The organism is Marinimicrobium sp., from assembly GCF_002695945.1.
GTDB classification, from domain to species: Bacteria; Pseudomonadota; Gammaproteobacteria; order Pseudomonadales; family Cellvibrionaceae; genus Marinimicrobium; species Marinimicrobium koreense.
The window spans coordinates 16,961-38,285 of sequence record NZ_NZQP01000033.1; the positions used below are offsets into that span (position 1 = coordinate 16,961).

The window sequence follows — 21,325 nt, forward strand, 5'->3', positions numbered from 1 at the left end:
CGCTGGTTATATCGAGGGATGGGCTTTGCCCGTTATTGCTGGGGNAATTCGTAAACGCGGAAGTTTTTGTAGCGNAACTGGGTCCANTTCATCTGCCGGAANCCGATTTTTCCGCNTCCCAGGGCATCGCCCGTATCGACACCGTCGACCANCGGGGCATTGTCCGTATAGTCGATCACCTTTCGATCGTCGATATACAGTCGAATTCGCTCGCCCTNTTTCACCAGGGTGATTTCATGCTCTTGCATGGATTCGGTCGGAATNCCGACCTCGCCTTTCTGCAACAGACTGAAGGTATTGTTCTTGCGTAAGTTGGCATGNCCCCGGCCCGGGTTATGGGCGGCNTTGGCNTAGTAGGAGATGTGGTAGCTNTTGATCTCGCCTTCGGTGTACTGGGTAAAGGTGCCATCCCGTTNCGGCAANTCGGGCGAAAAGATGTNCTGGCCATCAACCCCGATTGCGGCAAANAAAACNATCACCAGCCCCGCTTCGTCATCCAGATTCTGNGCNTCCCAGCGNGCGATAAAGNTNTCCGGGAAATCCTCGGGNCACCAGAANACGTGATGGCCCTGCTCGTCCGGGGAGTGCATTGCCATCCATCCNTCCTCGAAGGCGATTTCACCCGGGCCCTCCATCACCCANCCGGCTACCGATTCGGGATTGTCGAAGCTGGCCTGGTAGAGCAATTGACCCGGNTCGGGCNGANAGTCCGCCGTAGAACTCGCNTTGCGCTCCGGCGATACCANGGAACANCCNGCCANCANNCACNCCAGCAGCAGNCTCACCCATAAAGACCATGATCTATTGCTCATAGAGGCCTCNCTATTCCAGGTGNAAGACGTTCTTGAGTGGNGTAGACACCGGGCTGTTGTCGGCCTCGGNATCCATGATATCCGCCATGTAAGCCCACCACTTNTGCATGATCTCGGTCTGGGGTAACTCGTNCATANCATGATCATCCGTGCGCTTGAGTACCCCAAACAACTGNAGCGTCTGCGGGTGNAGAAAGATGGAGTAGTCCGAAACACCNGCGGCCTTNAGCTGGNCCACCAGCTCGGGCCAGATTTCGTCGTGACGNTTCTCATACTCNTGCTCGCAGCCCGGTTTNAGCTGCATGACGAANGCTATTTTTTCCATTGTCNNGTGACTCCAGAATGGCACTCTGGGCTGCCTCCGACGGAAGCAGCCCGAGNGAAGGACGATCAGATGTAATAGTTCATGTATTCGACCAACAGCANAATNGCCATGGACTGACCGTAGGGCATGGAGGTGAGNGGGATATCCCGGTAACCCTGNAGGTCNTCAAAGACCGGCGTGCCGAACGACACCTGCTGGAGCTCGCCGTCCGCACTGATATTATCCAGCACGGCTTTGACNGCNTTNAGGCCAACTTCTTCGTACTTTTTGTCGAGATAGCCTTTGCGAATGCCNTTCAGAATNCCGTAAGCAAANCCGGCGGCGGCCGAGGCCTCGAGGTAAGANTCGGGGTCATCCAACAGGGTGTGCCACAGGCCGTCTTNNTGCTGGGTTTCCTCCAGCGCTTTGACCTGGGCTTCCAGGGTTTCCTCCAGGAACATNCGCAGACCGTCGGTCTTNGGAANNTCNAGCANTTCAATAAACTCNGGAATCGAAATGGTNACCCAGCTGTTGCCNCGNGCCCACAGGGCATCGGCAAAGTTGTGGTTNCCNTCAAAGGTCCAGCCGTGGAACCAGAGNCCNGTNTTNCGNTCCGCCAGATATTTGATGTGCAACATGAATTGCCGCTTGGCCTCTTCCACATAGTGNGGACGNTCCANCAANAATCCGATTTTGGCCAGCGGCATGACGCTCATCATCAGCGTATCGTCCCACAACTGCTGATAGTTCACNGAGTTGTAGACNATNTGCTGAAGACCATTTTCNGTGGTCCGGGGCATATCCCGCATGACCCACTCCGCCCAGACATCCAGGTACGGNAGATGGCTGCGCTCTCCGGTNCGCTCATGCATATAGGCCAGGGTCAGGAACGGGGACATGGTGTTCACGTTCTTGGTGGGCGTACCTTCCTTGAGCCGGTCACTGAACCAGTCTTCNATGATCTTCCTGGGCTTTTCGTCGCCGGTAATNTCCCAGTATTTCATCAAGCCATAGAGGCCAATGCCGTGAGTCCACTCCCAGCCGGCCCAGCCTTTGGTATCAATCACNCGACCATCGTCGAGCTTGAGCAGNAACTCACCGGTTTCATCTTTGATGTTGACCAGATTATCGATCAACTTATCGATGGTGTTCCGGACCTGGGCGTATTCGATGTTATGTGCAACAGTTGGCATACTTCTTAAAACCTCTAGCGTATGAATCAATAAAAAACGTTTNCGGTATTATAGCTCGTCNGCGATCAGCGCCAGGTTCTGNATGGCCGCCAATCCCCATTGCGACGCGTCATTGGTCGATAACCAGGGCGCTTCCACCACCGGNTTGAGCACCTGAGGNGGTTTCACCTCCAGAATCGCCTGAAANTCACCGGTCCACTGGCGAGCAAATTCCTGGGGTAGCTGAAANTCCTGCCAGGCGCGTTTCGCCAGNGTGGCGNCNCCTTCCTGAGCGGCCGCGTAGGCGGTCAANCGCGAATGCGGTGCNTCCAGATGCGTGCCAAAGGCACGCCCNACCGCNGCCACTTTCTGTTCATCACTGGCATTGTACAGGCGGCAGTAGCGCAACCACGCCGCTTTGTATTCGGGCACATCGAGCAGTTGAATCAGCTCNGCNTTGATTTCCACCAGCCCGAACACCGAGCTCAGATGCGAAACCTCAATGTCACCCTCNGGGGGCGCCAGGAGNTTTTTNGTGTCGGCATCAAAGCCATAGGTNCCCGCAAAGAAGCCNTCGGGATGACNNCCGATNGTGCGCATGGCGCTTACCAGTCGATCCCGATACTGGTCATCCCCGGTCCNTTCCCAGGCNGTGAGCCAGTTGGCCGCNACCGAACCCCAGTCGGTGCCCACNTGCAATCGATNCGGGCCGGGGACCGGCTCGCGGTTTGGAAGCTTTCGGGTGGGATCGACACGGCGCAAGGCTTCACCGGCATCAATNACTTCATCAAGCACATCCGCCGTCCGGTCATCCCCGGTNAGGAANTAGTGGAACCGTCGATAGGCGGCGGTACTGATCCGNAGTTGCTTGGCGCTACAGCCCCAGTGNTGAACGTTGTGTCGAGTGCCCANCCCNCGGAATCGTCCGAGGTGATAGATGTCGACATCCCGGGTATGCCGGGTCATCGCTTCGGCCAACCGAAAGGTGTNGGGATCGCCGCTACGCANGAANGAGTACCAGAGCCACAGGTCCGGCGAGAGCTCGGAGTTGTCCCAGGCGTACCCGCCAATGTCGTAGCGCCAGACATGGCGGTCGACATCGTAGGTGTGCATCACATCGCCGTAATCCCAGAATCCGTACCAGTGGTGCTGATCTACCTGTCGACAGTAATGCTCGACCTGCCAGGCCAGGCGGTCTTCGATCTGCTTTTTCCGGGTCGAGGAACGATCCGGCAGGCTCCAGAGAGCACCAAAGACACCGGATTTCAAATAGTCCTCCGGGGCGGCAACCACCTGCGCGGGCTTGCTGATTTCCTTCGCCCAGTTCACCGTCTCCGTGCGCGAGGGCGTCGAGGACAGCACACACAGGACAAAGTCCGTGGTCCGCGCCACACCGTAGGCGGTATCGAAGCCGGGTTCATAATCTTCGTAAGTGATTTTCAGCGCATCCAACTGCTGCTCGTAGGTCTCTTGCCCCATGCCATCGTGATAGAAGCGCACATCCATTGGTGGCGCCTCGGGCGACCAGAACCAGAGCGTGGCTTGCGATACGTCGCGCCCGGCGTTGCGGATATCCACCTGAACCGGGTGCAGTTGCCAGAAATCCCGCATCCCGAACAGTACGCCCCCGGAGGCTCCACCCACATAGGCCACGCCGCTGGCGCGCCGGCCCTGATCGGCATTGATCCAGGCGTGGCCGCTCTGGGTGCGTTTTTTGATGGTGAAGCCGTTGGCATTCAGTTGCGACAGCGTGAAATCATTCCACACCGGCACATAGTGCAGCAGGCCGGTTACCCTCGGGTTCCATTCACTCAAGGGCGGCGTTTTGCGCCCGGCAAGCTGTGCCTCCCGCACGGCTTTGCCCGGGTCCTGACGAAGCCCGGTAATGCCTTTGGGTGACTCGGCCCAGAGGCCGTCATTCTCACCCACAAAGCGCACATGGCGATCATACAGCTCGTCGCGCTGGAGCACGTCAAAGCGTAAACCCAGACCGCGAATAAAATCTTTCTGATCATCCAGGTCATAGATGAAGGTATGACTGATTCGAAGGGACTCGGCGCCGCTATAAAAGTAGAGTCGGACCGTGAAGGGCAACCACTCTTTTCCGGACTCCGCCTTGTGCTTGCCCTCGATTTTGACAACGGCACGCACCGGGCCCTCCTGTTCGATCGTGACCCGATCCGTCCGGGACTGGAAGGTCTCCACCCGGGAGACCGGCTCACTCGGGTCTACCTGATCCTGCACGAGGCCCACCAGACGAGCGTTCCGGGCGACCATCGCATCACCGCGAGTCATTGAGCCAATCAGGTAATCCCCCGAGGTGGGTACCGATACCTTGACCCGACCGGTGTCGATCTCAATGGCGTCCGCTCCGGAGGTCACACGAACGGGCCACTCCGGCGCAGCGTTACGACCTTTGGTGACCTGGAACTGCTTTCCGAGCGCGATGCCCGCCGGCACGGCGTGGGCCGTCCACTTGATACTGCCATCCGGCCAGTAAGCGGTAGGCCAACTCTGCAGGGGCACCCGGCGTCCATCTTCTGTGTTCAGACAGAGTGAGTCGTTGACGGAGAGTTCACCCTCGGCCCAGGGCTGACCCCAGGTGGTACCGGCTTTGGCCGCCGGTTCGTCTCCTTCAAGCCAACTTAAATGACCCGCCTGGCGCGTCGGCACCAGGGAGGAACCGGAGGTGGCACAACCGCTGGACAGGGCTTGCAAAGTCAGGGGGAGAGAGGCGGCCACACCACCTCTCTTAAGAAACTCTCGTCGATTCATTGCAGGAGCACTCTAACGTTGATCTGCGTTTGTCTTATCGTTGTCAGGCCGCACAGGCCCCACCCTCTCATCCACGAAACGTTATCACAACCGACGATTATTGACAATATTTGATTTATAATGACTTTTTGTGATTCCTGGGCTACCCTTTTGCCCCCAATGATGATGCCAGATTCAGGGTTTAACCATGTCCTACCGCAACAATCATTACACCCACATTCATGACACCTGGGACGACGCGCTTGCCAACCGGCTCTCGCCGCTGGAGGCACTGGTGTACCGCTCAAACCGGCTTGGCGAGGATCACCGGATCACCCCGACCGGCGGCGGCAGCACCTCACTGAAGGTTATTGAAAAAGACCCGGTCAGCGGTCAGCCCGTGGAGGTCATATGGATCAAAAGTGCCGGGACGGATCTGAAAACCTCACGCAGAAGTCAGTTCTCTCCTCTGTACCAAGAGAGGCTGATGGCCTTGAGGCACCACTATCAACGGTTACGCCGCGCAAACACTCGGCCCACGGCCAGCGAGCCCTTCAAGGCCGCCACATTCAACCGGGCCGCGCCGGCCCCTTCCGTGGACACGCCNCTNCACGCATTGATGCCCTACGCCCACGTCAACCACATTCATCCNTGTGCGGCGATTGCCGTGGGGGCCTGTAAAAACTCCAGGGCGCTGACGCAACGCATCTGGGGTCACACTATGCTCTGGGTACCCCNGGCACGCCCGGGCTTCGAGCAGGGCATCCCTTTGCAAGCGGCCTGGAATCGTAACCCCGACGCGAAAGGTGCNCTATTGGCNGGTAACGGCATCGCCACCTGGTCCGATGANAACAGACTCTGCTACCGACAGACGCTGGACATCATTGAGGCGGCATCCCGCTANATCGCCGCACGGGACAAGGGCGATAAAACCTTCGGNGGTCCGCGCCATAGNGACCTGAGNGCNCCGACGCGACAGAATGTCCTGAAGCGAATTCTGCCGTTTNTGANCGATCTGNTATCCGATGGNAACCCGGTGNTCGGGACCGTNGANTCNGNGNCNGANGTGATGCGNTTCGTCAACTCGGTCGATGCTCCCCGCCTGGCAGCCAAAGGCGTCGCCTGCCTGCATCACCTCAGACACACCAAACTGAAACCGCTGTACATTCCCTGGAACCCTGAAGGCGATACCCTGGAGACNCTNAAGCAGAAGCTCGAACAGGGCGTTGCNCGCTACCGGGACACGCGTCGCGNCCGNGCCGGTTCCAGCACCCAAGGCGAAGTGCCNGCGGTCTGCCTGATACCCGGTGTNGGATTGATTGCCTTGGGTCAAAGCAAAAAGGGCTCTCGCCTGACGGCGGAAGCCTATCAAAATGCCATTGANGTCATGCGCTGTGCCGAGGCTATCGACNCCTATGTGGGCTTATCANCGCAGGAAGCCCAACTNCTGGACAGCCTCTGAAGCGACACGGCTCATCGATCCGCTTGAGCACGAAACTAATGCAACACAAAAAAAGGGCCAGACTGACGTCTGGCCCTTTTTTTGTGTTNACGAACTGGGNCGAAAACGCCCCAGAGCTCCGCGATTACGGTGTNCAAGCAATCGCTTGCGGAGCGTTTTCCGTGGTCAGCGCATTGATGTACAGGTAGTCGACATTGCCCAGACCGCCGCCNGAGCCGGCGTACAGGGTAATATCGGTCTCGCCTGACTCAAGCTCNAGATCAACACTGGACTCCATCCAGGTATCCCAGGCCGAGGTGGACTCCATATCGATCTGGGCCACGCCNATCTGGCTGTTGATATCNACACGGGCGAANCGGTTATCCCCCGCACCGTTGGCGTANCGAACCAGCAGACGGTAGGTGCCCGCATCCCGAATGTTGACCTTGTAGGTGATGNACTCACCTTCGGCNTTATCGGTATTGGAGAAACCATCNCCCTCAAANCCGGCCCAGTTGCTCTCGATCAACCCATTGGACATCTCGCAGTAACCATCTTCGTTCTCNTTGATGGTCAGGCTGGTNGTACTCGGGTTTTCCTCATAGACCAGCTCCGTGGAGGGCTCGCCGACAATGACATCGCCATTGGCCATGGTGACCCGCATGAAGTACCAGTAGGACTGCAGTTCCACCAGACCCTCGTACTCGGCGTACACACCGCGCAGCTCCAGACCTTCGGACACCACCACGGTGGCACCTTCNGCGGACGCNTNGGTNTTGCGCAGGATTTCGATCTGGCTGATNTCNCCCTGGAAGTTTTCCAGGTTCCANTCGATGCGNATACCACCNTCTTCCAGACGCGTGAGGATATTGGTTTCCGGCTCNGGCAGCTCGAACAAAACTTCACCTTCCGGATCNGTATTGANNACNGTGCCATCCTGCAGAGTTACCTCGAAGGANTACCANTAGGTTTCATTCTGNGTAAANCCNTTNTCNCCNCCGGTNTCGCGCANGCGACCNTCAAGCGCTCTNACNTCTNCACGCACCAGNGTNNTTCCNGTCAGCGANNCACTGGTGTTNCGGTACAGNTCAACANTGNCAATNTNCTGNCCAAAGTTCCACAGNTTCCAAGTCAGATTGATGGTGCCCAGCGCCGGGTCAAGCTCGGCTGACAGGTTGGTGACATTGCTCTCCAGACCAAAACCGAAGGGACCAACGATCTCCGCACTGGCGACCTGCTTGAACATATACCAGTACCCCTGGCCTTCGATAAAGCCACCCTCNGGCCCAGCATCTTCAAAGCAGCCCTCGTAGATCACCGCTGGATCGCTGATCGGGTAGATCCGCGAGCGGCCACTGGCCTGGTTCTGATCGTTGCGGTANAGCTCATTATAAGTCGCACCGGGCGCAACGTTCTCAAGGTCCCAACATACTGTCATGACACCNTCGGCATAGGTAGCGCTCAGGTTGGAGGCTTCTACCACCAGGTTTTCCCCNAAGGCTGGAGCCGCGTCAATGATATTACCCTCTACCGTGGTCAGCTCGACCCAGTAGTAGTACTTACCACCCTCTTCTGTNTCGCCATCGGTCCAGGTTTTTGCGTCCGGNTTAACCTCTGCGTANGCCATAGAAGGTTTTTCNGGCACATTCTCGACATCATCGGTCTNAGCGCGATAAATNTAAATATCGNTCAACTCGAGGTCGGTCACCCAAGTGAGGTCGACGTAGTTGTTGGAACTGGCCGCCTCGACACGGGGAATCTGCGTGGATGTCAGTCGTGTCTGATAGGGACCATCAATACCGGCGATTGCATTGCCATCCAGATCGGTGNCTTCAACCCAGTANTAGTAGGTCACATCCGGGCTTGCTGAATCGTCAACGAACGATGTCTCACCACCTTCGGCCACACCCACACTGGTCGCGGAATCGCGCGCATCGGATTCACTCCGGAACACTTCAAAGGAGTCGAGCTCCGCGTCACCGGGAATCACCTTGACCAGAACATTGTCATTATTGCCCTGGACGACAGCGGCACTGACAGGCTCGGCCGGGACCGCNTGGGTTTTGAACTGCGGAAGTTCCTTCACGATATGATCGTACAGCTTCATATCCGAACCCATATAGAAGCTGGGGTGCGGAGGCTGATTGTAACCAACGTTCTGCCACGCAATGGCAGTACGATACTGACGATCATGCATCAGNGTGGGCAAGCGGACATCGGTGGGAATATTGCTNGAGTANACCATCAACCGGGTGCTGGCCTCATTNGCNAACACCACCTCTTCACGCCAGTCGCCCANCAGGTCGGCGGACAGNGCNGGGGTCGCCTTGGTNCCATTGTTGGACACCGCCAGACCATTGGCGAANGTACCNGCATTCAGCANNGGCTCTTCCACCAGCATGGATTCAGGGTTCCANTTGGTGATTTCGGTACCATCCAGCATTTCGCGGTTGAGNTCGCCGTCCCACCAGACCATAAAGTTCATGGCCGGCTTNTTCTCNGAAATGACGGNACCATCGGANGCCATCAGACCACCGCGAGAACCCCANCTNTCCAGNCCNGGATANTTCGGATCGATATCCCCGGTNACGCCGCGACCNACNTCATCNCCNTCGCCATTNCTNGGCTGNGANATCAGNATNTCNCCNGTTNCGGCATCGTGNACTTCCACACCAAAATTNCCNTCNTCGGTNATGTAGGCGCTGGAACTTTCGTGAACCATGAANATTTCCAGACCGGGNTTNTCCGGAATNATNTCNGTGACGTGNANNGCGTCNCCNTGTCCGAGNCCNGTGCTGTANAGCGGAGTACCATTGTCATCCAGGGTCGCCGCCCCGAANATNATCTCATCTTTACCGTCACTGTCGACATCGGCCACACTCAGACTGTGNGCGCCCTGCCCNGCCAGACTTGGNCCAGACTCATCCTCAGCCGAGTCATAGACCCAGTTTTGAGTCAGGGTGCTTCCATCGAANTTGAACGTCGCCACNACNGCACGGGTGTANTAGCCNCGNGACATNACCAGACTNGGCGTCTGGCCATCCAGATACGCAACGCCCGCCAGGAAACGGTCAACCCGGTTGCCGTAGTCGTCACCCCAGATTGCGTTGATATCCTCACCGCGAGGTGGAATATAATCAACGGTACTGATGGCTTCACCGGAAATGCCATCGAACATGGTCAGGTACTCGGGACCATCCAGAATATAACCGCCATCGTTGCGATAAACAGCTTCGGCGTCGCCAATCACGGTACCGCGACCGTCGACAGTGCCATCGGCGGTCTTCATCGCCACTTCGGCGCGGCCGTCCTGATTAAAGTCGTAGGCAATAAACTGGGTATAGTGAGCGCCGGCACGAATATTCGGCCCCAGGTTGATGCGCCAGAGGAAATCGCCTTCCATCGTATAGGCATCAATGAGCACATCACCGGTTTTGCCGGACTGCGCATTGTCTTTGGCGTTGTCGGGGTTCCACTTGACGATCAGTTCATACTGGCCGTCACCGGTCAAATCAGCGGCAGAGGCATCGTTGGCTGAGTAGCTGTACTCTTCTCCATCGACAAAGCCATTGGCCGGTTTGTTCAGGGGGATACTCAGATAAGGCGTCTCTGGTGCGGCAACGACCGCCGAGACATCTTTCTGCTCATCGTCAACCAGAGCTTCGATCTGATAGGTATCGCCCGGCATCCCGTTGGGGTCTTCCAAGAAAGTGGGCTCTCCGGGGCGAACCGTCCGGAAGAACTCGTCGTTTTTGTAGACGGCAAAGATGATTCGCTGCTCGTCCAGGCCGGACCAGCGCCAACTGAGGACATTGCCTTCTTCCTCGCCAGGCATTACTACCAACCCGCGATCAAGGTATTCGACATTGGAGCTGCCGCTGGTGTCGCGCTCAGCGTCGGTCAATGGTGGAGCGTTGAAGGGCTCTGCCGGTGTGTACTCGTCATCACAGGCCACCAGCATCGTGGATAACAACACAGGTACCAGCGGTACCGCCAGTGCCCGTATTTTGCCTTTGGAGTAACTTCCGTCTTTTCTCATTATGCAATCTCCGAAAGTGATCTTACGAAAGAGATGTAGAATTAGCGGTTAAAACTACATGGCGATGAAACTGAATTCTTATTTAGGGTGAAAAGACCAACGGAATTAGTCATTTATCATTATGTAACTGCTAACAAAAAACCATCAATGATCATATTACATCAGCTTCAATCACGATTCTAGTGCTTTTCGTCGTTGTTTTCCAATAGTTTTCAAACTTCTAAAAGCCACACCTCCCTCTCTCCGCCAAGGCAGGGTTGCGAAGAAAACGAGGCCATCCTGCCTACGCCACATAAGGTTCTATTGACCATATACCTTCCGGGAACGGTGTCATGCAGGCCCACGCTATGGGGCGGCACCCCGGGGAACCACTGAGCGCACTGCCGGATATCGCACTGACGGCCAATTACTCCAGCGCCACCAGGCACAGCCATCCAGGCACTTCTATATATGCACCTAAAACCGGAATATTATTCTTAAACGGAATAATAAAGTCAGTTTTAAAATCTATTTGAGATTGAAATGACTGCTAGTGACTGCAACGCAGGGTTATTGTGGTTACATTTTGTTGAATTTGATTTTTTTTGGTTATACTATGGGGACTGTTAGCAAAGTAACCATTACATAAAATTTCCACTTACTAACATTTAAGGCGGGATTTAATAATGAATAACTACAATCAGTCTGAAAAGCTTGATTGCACCAAGACAACACCACTCTTTAAAAAGAATTCACTAGCCAGTCGTATTGCTTCCATTGTTCTGGCCGGGGCCGCATGCAGCACCTTTATGGTGACCAACGCCTACGCGCAAGAGCAACAGGACGACGAACAGCAAAGCCAATCTCAGAACGACAACGCGTCGTCCGAAGATACCGTGCTTGAAGAGGTATTGGTCACCGGCATCCGTCAGAGCTACACAAGTGCTCTGGATCGGAAGCGCGAAGCCGGCACCATGATGGACTCCCTGGTGGCCGAAGACATCAGTGAATTCCCCGACAAGAACATCGGTGAAGCACTGCAGCGAATTTCCGGCATTCAGCTCAACCGCGATATGGGTGAAGGTACCTCCGTCAGTGTTCGTGGCGTTGAGTCAGGCCTGGTGCGAGTTGAGCTGAACGGTGTGACCGCCATGGGTATGGGCGGCAGCCGCAGTGTAGACTTCCGGGACATGGCCTCAGAGCTGGTCAAGTCAATTGACGTCTATAAGGGCTCTGAGGCACGACTCACCGAAGGTGGCGTGGGCGGTACCATTCAGATCAACACGCGCAAACCCAACGAATTTGAAGAAAATTTCCTATCAATCAATGGCGAAGCCCAGTATAACTCCATGATTGATGAGGTTATGCCCAAGTACAACCTGACCGGCGTCTACAAAGCATCCGATCGTCTGGGCTTCCTGGTGAATATTACTGGCTCTGATGTGCACACCATGCTGCACGGCCTGCGTAACACCAACTGGCAGAAATACCACGATGTTGACGGGGTCGCCAGCAAAACCTCAGTCGACCAGCTTTATGCAGACTACTCCACCCAACAGGAGTGTATGGATGCGGGGCTCGATTCAGCCAGCGAAACAGCTTGCCTGGAGCAGTGGCACGAATACAGCCCAAGCACCCCGCGTTATAGTATCTGGGGTCGCGAGGAAAACCGATTGTCAGCCAACGTCGAAATGCAGTACGCGGTAACCGACAACCTGTCTTTCGACTTATCCTATACCGACGGTGAGCGTGAAAAACTGGCGACCGACCGAAACTTCCAGGTAGAAGTCGGTTCGGCCTTTGATATCGACAGCGCAGTGGTCGATGCCAACAAGAACGTTACCCAATTCGTAACCAATGGTATGAACGCGGCCGGCACACCTATTGGTGCCACCATCCGAAACCGGACCCTGAACTTTGACTGGACCCAGGAGCGCAAGGTGATGCGTGCCGGGTTCGACTATATCAACGACAACCTGGCGATCGATGGCTATATCGCTCGGTCCACCACCTTTGAAGACATCGATTCCCGGGATACCCAGACCGCCCAGAACAACGTGGGGGGAATTGTCGTTACTCAGGTCAATGACCTTCCGGAAATCGACTTTACCGACGCCTACATCATCAATCAGGACGACGTTGAAGATACCTTCAATACTTTCAACTACAATGACGGCACTCAGTACACCTCTCTGGACCGCTTCAAGTACGCGCCTTCCCAGAGCGAAGCATCTGAGAATATTGCCAAATTTGATGTGACCTACAGTCCCGAGCAGAGCTTTTTCACCGCCTACCGTACCGGTTTTATCGCCACCGACCAGGACTTCGCCAACAACGCCTGGGGCTACAACCTGATGCAGACCGTAGGCAACCCCTATACCGTCGATGGTGAAACCCGCATCTGGACCCAGGACGATCACGAGGCGGTGCTGCTTGGAAACCGTTTTGCGACGGACAAGTTCTTCCGGGATTACAACCCTGGCGTGGATATCATCGAGAGTTACATGGCCGTTGATACCGAGCCTTACCTGGCGGCCCTGCTTGAACGCAGCGGCTTCAGTTCCGCCGAAGCGGCGCGCGGTAACCTGCAACCCATCGACAGCCGTTACGACATCAATGTCCAGACCCAGTCCGCCTACGTACAGGCCGATTTCGAGACCGATGTCGGCAGCATGGTACTGCGTGGTAACTTTGGTGTTCGGGTCGCCCGCACTCAGACCGAATCGGAAGGCTTCACTCGCATCCGGGTGCTCGTAGAGCAGACCGACGAAGATGGCAACCCGATTTACGGCCCCAACGGCGAAGACCTGGCCGGTGTCGAAGATCCGGATGATCCGCGCGCTTTCGAAGGTCGCCAGACCGTCGAGGAAGACTTCGTGGATGTCCTGCCCAGCCTGAACCTGACCCTGGAAATGATCGAAGGGCTGGAAGCCTATCTGGGCGTGGCGAAAGTAATGGCTCGTCCGCAGATCAACGACCTGAACATCAACGCCGATTGTACTCTGCGCGATTATCCGCTCGCACGTGATCAGATGATCCCGAACACCTGTACCGCAGGTAACCCGGACCTGGATCCCTACCGCGCGACTCAGGGTGAGGTGGCTTTGACCTGGTATCCGAATGAAAGCTCCATTCTGTCCGGTGCCTATTTCGTTAAGGACATCACCAGCTACATCTTCGGTGCAGAAACNCAGCAGGACGTGGACTTCTTCAACGACGGCACCCTNTGGGATGTTCGCCAGCAGGTGAACAAAGAGGGTATCACTACCAAGGGCTTTGAATTTCAGGCCTCNACTTTCTTTGACTTCCTGCCCGAGCCNTTCAACAACACCGGTGCGAAAGCCAACTACACCTATATCACCGCCGANAACGTNGATGANTTCAANCCGCTGACCGGCGAGCAGATGCCGTTGCGTGGCCAGTCAGAGAACTCCTACAACCTCGAAGCCTTCTACGAGGACGACACCTGGAGCCTCAAGCTGGCCTACAACTACCGCGATGAATACTATTCGCGCGTGTTTGACGGCCTGCCGGTATTCGTGGATGCCAGCGGTTACATCGACGGTAAGATCACCTATACCTATGATGAAAACCTGAAGTTCTACGTCGATGCGCGGAACNTGGGTAAAGAAGTGAAGCTGGAAACCTCCGGTGTCGGACGGACCAATGACNTNCAGTGGTCTGGCCGCATGTTNTCCGCTGGTTTCACCTACCGGATGTAAGTGCTCTCCTNAAGCAACACCCCCTTTAAGGCACCCTTTGGGTGCCTTTTTTTGTGCTCGACTGAGAGGGGAAACGTNAGACAAAAAAAAGCTGCTGATTGGAGAATCAGCAGCAAGCCGAGGAGGAGATCAGAAGTCGTGATTGCTCGGTGGTAGTCGGCGCTGGTAAACCAGGAGACAGGAGAACACCGGACCTGAGAAAAGCTATTGAGCGGACTCGAGGGGCCGGGTGAGAGAATGCTCTCTGTGCGACACCGGGTGTACTATCAACGGAGCAACCTGAATCCCAACTTCCACACNATGGTAGGTTTTTTCAGCCAACTCGTCAATCATTTTAAATCAATAACAATCGTTATAAATCATTTAAGGTCGTTATCTGTCTCGTTTCGCCGGGCAGGACTTCCGCGAGTCAGTTCTTAGCGAGGGCGCCACTCCAACACATGAATGGCGGTTGCTTCCTGCTGTTTTCCAACGGTGTCATCGCCATCAACCTGCGCCACACGCTGTAACAACATATGAGCTTGNTGATTGCCNGACCATTGCGCCGGATCGATGGAGGGCTCCCANGCGCCAACCGAACTCTCAGTCAGGTACCGGTAACGCCATTCAGCCCCGGANAGATTCGNTAACGANGCGCCNANAACGCGTCCACCGTGNTGGTCACTGCGATACACAAGGTGAATTCGCTCCGCGNTCTCCTCCACCAGCAACGCCGCCCGGGAGATCGGAGGCTTCTTGGTACCGCCTCCCGCCAGAGTGAACGGCTGCGCCGCCTTGGGTCCGGCAATAAAATTCCAGCCNTCTGACGAGGGGTACACAATGTTGAACCCCGGATTATCACCCGGGTTTTCAGACCAGTAGGAGGTCACAAAAGGAACGCCGTTTGCCGAAACCGCAACGGCGGGAGGGTTCATCAGGTTGCTGTTCTGCTCGATGACGTGGGCAACCTCTGCGCTACGTTGGGTGATCGGGAGCCTGTACGGCGTACCGTCGCGACGTCGCCANGNATCCCCGCCATCCACTGATTCTGCATACAGCAGATCGTGATTGGTGGCGACGTCGGGCGACTCTCGCCACACCCATGCCAGATGCAGCGTATCGTCGGGGCCAACCACCATGTCCCAGTAAGCGCTTCGCTCCCCGTCTCCGTCGATGAGGTTATCCTGTCTTCGGGTCCAGCGTTGGCGCTGTGCATCGTAGTGGTTCAGAACCACCTTCCCCCTACCCGACGCACCATCCCGGTAAACAAACAACAGGTTGCCGTTGCTGAGCCGGAAGAATTGCGGATAGGTGACTTTATCCTCCTCAGAGCCGACCATCTCCATAGGGTCCGTCATCTCTAGACTGCCGGGGGCTTCAGCGACGCTATAGCTCAACGGCGAATCGTGATGCCCCCACGCGAGATGCAGATAACCCCNTCCGTCCACGATCAGACTGATGGAGTTGTGCGCATCCCGCGTATTGGCAAAAAACGGGGTCTCCCTCCTTTGCCAGTGCGACGAGCCCAATGGGCGCTTGGCCAGGATCACCCGGCCTTCGGGGTCGTAGTACCCGGCGTACTGGTGCCCGCCGTGAGTAAAGAGCATCTGGCGGGTTCCGGCCACCACATTGACCGAACTTCCCGAGAANGCCTCAGGCCCCAGCGGNATCTGATCGACNCCNGCGGCCTGNGNCCNCNGCCAGTCNNCCTNGNGCGAATGCNNACTNCAGGCACCCAGTGCGANCGCGACCAGCATNGCGGCACCGACNANNCTATGNNNCCCNGNGANGNTCNTCANTCNTNATCNCTTCCAATATAGAANCTGGGATGGGGAGGCTGATTATAGGACGTGTTCTGCCAGGCNATGGCGAGCCGGTATTGCAGGTCATGCATCAGCGTGGTGAATCCGTGCTCGCTGGGAATAGGNGTGGAGTAGATCCGGAGAAACCGATTATCCTCCGAGCGCAATATAATCTCCTCGCGCCAATCACCAAAAATATCNCCCGATAGCGCCGGAGTGGCTTTGGTTCCGTTATTGGAGGTCATACCACTGGCCTCCATCAGAGTATCGACCTGCTCGGTTTCCCAATTCCACTTGTAGACGGTATTGTGATTGAGCAGCTCTCGCTGCAGGTCACCATCCCACCAGACGGCAAAATTGACCGGACCAGGACGCTGGGCGCCGGTGGATTTTCCGTTGATATCGAACAACTCCGGCGCATTCAGTGCCCAGACCTCAGCGCCGGGGAAGCGCGGATCAATATTGGCGGCCAGCCCCCGGCCATTGTCTTTCCGGGCGCTTTTCGTCCAGAGGACCCGGCCGCTCTGCGCATCAATCAGTGCGGAGCCAATGCCACCGTTTCCGCGAATGTCCTCATAAACACCAAACACTTCAAGGCCTGGGTTTTCCGGGTCCAGATCCGATACGTGCAGAGCATCGCCATGACCGAACCCAGTGCTCCATTTCGGGGAACCATCGTGATCGACGGCCATGGCACCGTAAATGATTTCATCTTTTCGGTCGCCATCGATATCCGCTACGGACAGCTGATGATTGCCTTGCCCGGCGTACTCGTCAGGTATCTCCTCTGACAGGGTATCAAAGGTCCACCGGGTAGAAATTTCGCCATCCCGGAAATCGTAAGCGGCAATAACGGTGCGCTCGTAGTAGCCACGGGCCATAACGATACTGGGCATCTCGCCGTCCAGAAAGGCAACACCGGCAAGATAGCGCTCAGACCGGTTGCCATAGCCATCCCCCCACAGCGACTTCATCTCATCCATCGTCGGGTTATCGTTGCCCGGAGCACGCTGGGGTATATAGGGCTTGGTATCCAGAACCCGACCGGTTTCGCCATCGAACACGGAGAAGTACTCCGGGCCTTTGAGAATTCGTCCTTTGAGTTCACCCAGATAGCGCCCGTCTTCGGTAACCTTTGATCCCGTGCGGTCTCTCACCTCAGGATTCCCGCTGTGAGAGACCCAATCGGCGTCCGCCGACCCGATCACATTGCCTTCTCCATCCACGGTTCCATCAGCGGTTTTCATGGCGATCTCCGCGCGGCCATCGCCATCAAAGTCATACACCATGAACTGGGTGTAGTGGGCACCGGAGCGGATATTCCGGCCCAGATCGATCCGCCAGAGCCGTTCACCGTCCAGAGTATAGGCATCGATCAGGGCGTTACCCGTATAGCCACCCTGGGAGTTATCTTTTGCGTTTGAAGGATCCCACTTGAGAATGATTTCATACTGGCCATCGCCATCCAGGTCGCCAACGCTGGCATCGTTGGCGGTGTAGTGATAGCGATCACCATCGGGCGTCACACCGTCTTCCGGCACATCCAACGGAATTTCAAGATAAGGGGCGCTCCAGGTGGTTGCCACATCAACGATCTGGCCATCGGTTTTCAGTTGATACTCGTCACCGGCTTTTCCTTCCGGGTCCATAAAGTTGGAACGCCCGTTAATGGGCTGCTCCGAAATCAATTCGCCGTTCCGATACACTGAAAATGACAGACCGTCAGGGTCCTGATACAACTGTCGCCAGGAAACAAGCACACCCTTATCAGAAGGTATCGCCACCAATCCGCGATTCAGGTGCTCCAGGAACCGGCCGTCCTGGCTTCCGGATTTTACGTCGGCCAGTTTTATTACCTTCTGATCCGCTCCCTTCGCCACCGATGGATCGCTGTCATTCAATGCGGTACCACAACCGGGCAGTGTGACGAGCAACAGCAGTCCCAGCGGGGCCCGGCGGAATGAGCGCTTGGTGTTATGCAACGTTATTTTCATGATTGAACCTGCATTTGGTCGATAAGGTTGATTGGCTATAGAAACGATGCGACTTTTCTCAGAGCGATGCAGCCGAAGACTCCACTGCCAACGCCTGACAATAGTTCCGCCATTGCGCCCTGTAGTGATCCAGACCGTCGATCGACAATGGCTCACAAAGGGTTCCGCCTTCGGGACTTTGCGGGTCGGAAAGCGCCAGAGACGCCGCGCCCTTGACGGTTCCCGTCGAGTCATTGGACAGATACACCGGATTATCACCGCGCAGCGTTGCAAGCATTCGGCACAGCAGGCTGTTCTTCAGGAAGGCCCCCTCAACAAACACCGCGCCCCGAGCCTTGAGAAGATCGAGCTCAAGGTCCAGCATCAATGCACTGTAAACCGACGCCAGAGCGGCCCCGTTTATGCGATCGATACTCCCCACAATTCGCCCCGGCGTTCCGGAAAACGGGCCCGAGGTATCACAGAACTGAGGCAGCGCGTAGACGGCGTCCGCCAGGACGGTGTCGATATCCTCAACACTGAAAGGCTCCTCCGGATAGGATCCCAGGCGGTAACAGATGGCTTCGTACTCCCGCCCGCCCATAAAGCGGGCACAGGGCACCGGAGTCCCCCGGCAATCGACATTCATCAGCATGTCCCGGGATTCGTCGAGTTCGGCGTTACCTCCGCTGTTGGTCATGGTGATCGCCCAGGTTCCGGTAGAAATCACAGAGAAAGGCTGGCCATCATTCTGGAGCAGATACCGCAAGTAACTGGCGTTGCTGTCATGGATGCCCACCGCAACCTGACAGGAAGCGGGCAAACCGGTTCGGGCGATGAAATCGGAACACACCGGGCCCACCAGACTGTCGGCGGTTTTCAGCTCGGGAAACAGTGCTCGCCACCCCATCCGATCAACCAGCGATGAGTAATCGTTTCGCTCCGGAGCCCAAAGGTCGGTATGACAACCGAGCGAGGTTCTTTCGGCGCAGCGCTCACCGGTCATCCGCCACACCCAGTATTGGGGGTACAACAGAATATCGGTGGCTTGCCCGAACGCCTGGGGAAACCGTTGCTGCAACCAGTACAATTGCCGCCCCAGGTTCAGGCCCGCCGACAGATCGGGAGAGCGGGTTTCGGAGAAATCCGGTCGAACGCCGGTGTAGTCCCCAGTTATTGCGTCAGGGCCCGCGTATTCATAATCCAGAATCGGAAGCACCAGCCCATTACCGGAGCCTTGCCTATCAACGAGGGCCGCCGTAGCGCCGTGGGTGGTGACACTGATTGCGGTGATGGAAAACGCGTCCGACACCTCGCGAACCGCCTCGCAGAACCAGTCCCATATGGCATCCACATCGAAGTGGGGATAAAGCGGATTCTCTACCACGGCATTGCGCCTGGTTTTCTCGAACCGNCTCTCGAGATGCTCATCGAGAACATGCACTTTAATGTTGGTTTTACCAATATCCAGAATCAGAATNTTACTCATTGAGACAAATTCACCATGTCGTGTTGTCGCCGGGATAGCTGCATGATTCACCCCGGTTCAAGTCAAGTGTTCCGGTTAACGTTGGGCGTGCTTCTCTTTCAAGTGGGACCANAGGGTCGCCGANANCAGATAAGTCGCCGTTGGAAGAAAGACCCAGTGTTTGACCAGGTCAATGTTACCCGAATCGACGCTNTACAGCCCNAGCCCCAAGCAAACCAACAACGAGCCGATCGCCACCACAGCGGATGCGGCCATGGCGGGCGAACCGAAGCGGCCNNCGTCAGCGCCAGCTCGCGTCTGNGGCGCATGCAGATACTGCTGTTCGGCCTGCTTGCGCTGCGCCTCCTCCGCTTCGTGCACCGANGATTGCNNNTAGGANCNGGCCGCCCCACTCCAGGCCGCCAGGGCGGTATACACGGCCGTCGCGGTAACCCAGGTCGGNATNAGCAGGAAAAACAGATGAATGCCCAANCGGTGAAAACCCCATGCCGCGCACAGNGACAGAAGCCAGGCCAGGCATGCGGGCCANTTGAGATAGGCCTTTCGATAATGGTTCCAGTATCGGGTCAGGCCAATCCGGGGAAAGATCCAGTGTTCGGTCACAATGACCGCNCCAATNGGCGCCAGGATCAGCCCCATCAGGCCCACAAAACTCATCAACTGGGTAAACACAAACGGGAAACAGGCGATGACGGTAGTCACNGCACCGGTAATGGCGGTGACCGTGGTGCGACGCCACCGNGGATGCAATGACTGAAACGCNANCCCGGCCCGNTAAATGGTCGGATTGGACGTTGTCCAACCCGCGATGATGACGACCAATATCCCGGTCGCGCCAAGGGCCTGATAGGCAACCGAGCCCGCATCCAGTTTCTCAATGGAGGTATTGAGAACGAGCGCCGCNCCGGCGCCCATCACGCCGGCGCACACCCAGGCCAGATAGTGGCCAATAAACATCCCCAACACAGACAGAAACCCGTAGGACGACTTTCTGGCATAGCGCANTATGGTCATATCTGACAGGCCGCCATGCATGGCCAGGTTGGCCACCCAGGCAAAAGCCGCCACATGCCAGAGCCCGAGCCCGTCTTCGTCACCGCGCCATATGTGAGANTCGGCGATCAATANCAGNCGCTGNAGNAAAGAGGACTCGGGCGCGAGCGGAGTCGCGTCACGCAGAACGGTGAGCATGGTCAAGCCGCCCACCACAAACATCATGATCATCCANGGTGCGCAGACTTGCGCAAACACCGCCAGACGNCGAAACCCCTTGGTAGAGACAATGGTCACCACAGCACCCACCANCAGGGCCACNGCCACGAAGGCGGGATCGGTCGGGTACCACTCAACCTGCGGGCCGATACCGAANAGAANTCGGGCCGCCGANGCNGATACCGTGATCATGGCGCCCGCCANCACACAGAAAAGNAGNCCNTTCACNACGCTATAAAGGTTGATCAGCCCCTTNCCGCCAATTTTCTTCAGGTAGGCGTAGAGCGTCAGACGCGTGTCCACCGCGATNGGTGCACACACCAGGCCCCAGGTCAGNACCGCNGCCAGNTTGCCCCACAGCAGCCCCCAGAGCACATCGGCAACNCCAACGCCCCAGGCCACAAAGCTGGCGCCAATNACAAATTCCGTGCCCGCCACATGCTCNCCGGCATANCTGGCGGCAAAATGGCGGGCGGGCTTCAACTGATCGGGCCGCAAGGGCGCCTGCTCAAACTCATCGTNGGACGGCATGTTCACTATACTTATTTGTATTGTTGACGGTATTCGAGGGTTCGGGCCGCGACANGCAGGCTCNAACTGAACATTAATGATCAGTTATGAACAATAACGTCAAAATAGCATTTAAA

9 protein-coding genes and 1 pseudogene are annotated in these 21,325 nt (G+C 56.5%); 2 read left to right on the forward strand and 8 right to left on the reverse strand.

Annotated features, from left to right (window positions below; all coding sequences use genetic code 11):
- Positions 1 to 32: 32 nt before the first annotated feature.
- The 4 genes and pseudogenes from CMG77_RS08010 to CMG77_RS08025 all read right to left on the reverse strand — a co-directional run bounded on the left by CMG77_RS08010 (position 33) and on the right by CMG77_RS08025 (position 5,063).
- Positions 33 to 812, reverse strand: a pseudogene (locus CMG77_RS08010) (DUF1961 family protein).
- A 10-nt stretch (positions 813 to 822) separates the two neighbouring features.
- Positions 823 to 1,137 carry an L-rhamnose mutarotase gene (gene rhaM, locus CMG77_RS08015; RefSeq protein ID WP_286904007.1) on the reverse strand — a complete coding sequence of 105 codons (315 nt, stop codon included), beginning with the start codon at positions 1,135 to 1,137 and terminating at the stop codon, positions 823 to 825.
- Positions 1,138 to 1,202: 65 nt separating this feature from the next.
- On the reverse strand, positions 1,203 to 2,309 hold the full coding sequence (bglB, locus tag CMG77_RS08020; protein ID WP_286904009.1) for a beta-galactosidase BglB: 1,107 nt from the start codon (positions 2,307 to 2,309) through the stop codon (positions 1,203 to 1,205).
- Positions 2,310 to 2,357: 48 nt separating this feature from the next.
- Positions 2,358 to 5,063, reverse strand: a complete 2,706-nt coding sequence (locus CMG77_RS08025) for an exo-rhamnogalacturonan lyase family protein (protein WP_502691793.1) — start codon at positions 5,061 to 5,063, stop codon at positions 2,358 to 2,360.
- Positions 5,064 to 5,250: 187 nt separating this feature from the next.
- On the opposite strand from CMG77_RS08025, the gene CMG77_RS15860 reads away from it, so the two are divergent.
- Entirely contained in the window at positions 5,251 to 6,504 is a 1,254-nt protein-coding gene (locus tag CMG77_RS15860) for a class II aldolase/adducin family protein (protein ID WP_353743466.1), read from the forward strand.
- 124 nt (positions 6,505 to 6,628) lie between these two features.
- Here CMG77_RS15860 and CMG77_RS08030 read toward each other — a convergent pair whose 3' ends face one another.
- Positions 6,629 to 10,522 carry a rhamnogalacturonan lyase family protein gene (locus tag CMG77_RS08030; RefSeq protein ID WP_286904013.1) on the reverse strand — a complete coding sequence of 1,298 codons (3,894 nt, stop codon included), beginning with the start codon at positions 10,520 to 10,522 and terminating at the stop codon, positions 6,629 to 6,631.
- 788 nt (positions 10,523 to 11,310) lie between these two features.
- Between CMG77_RS08030 and CMG77_RS08035 the strand changes: the two genes are divergently transcribed.
- Entirely contained in the window at positions 11,311 to 14,223 is a 2,913-nt protein-coding gene (locus CMG77_RS08035) for a TonB-dependent receptor (protein ID WP_502691796.1), read from the forward strand.
- Positions 14,224 to 14,639: 416 nt separating this feature from the next.
- On the opposite strand, the gene CMG77_RS08040 is transcribed toward CMG77_RS08035, so the two are convergent.
- The 3 genes from CMG77_RS08040 to CMG77_RS08050 form a co-directional block, all read right to left on the reverse strand.
- On the reverse strand, positions 14,640 to 15,959 hold the full coding sequence (locus CMG77_RS08040) for a BNR repeat-containing protein (RefSeq protein ID WP_502691794.1): 1,320 nt from the start codon (positions 15,957 to 15,959) through the stop codon (positions 14,640 to 14,642).
- A gap of 38 nt (positions 15,960 to 15,997) precedes the next feature.
- Positions 15,998 to 17,998: a rhamnogalacturonan lyase gene (locus CMG77_RS08045; RefSeq protein WP_286904018.1), complete on the reverse strand. Its 2,001-nt coding sequence runs from the start codon at positions 17,996 to 17,998 to the stop codon at positions 15,998 to 16,000.
- A gap of 58 nt (positions 17,999 to 18,056) precedes the next feature.
- Positions 18,057 to 19,466, reverse strand: coding sequence for an FGGY-family carbohydrate kinase (locus CMG77_RS08050; protein WP_286904020.1), 1,410 nt, complete (start codon positions 19,464 to 19,466; stop codon positions 18,057 to 18,059).
- Positions 19,467 to 21,325 lie beyond the last annotated feature (1,859 nt).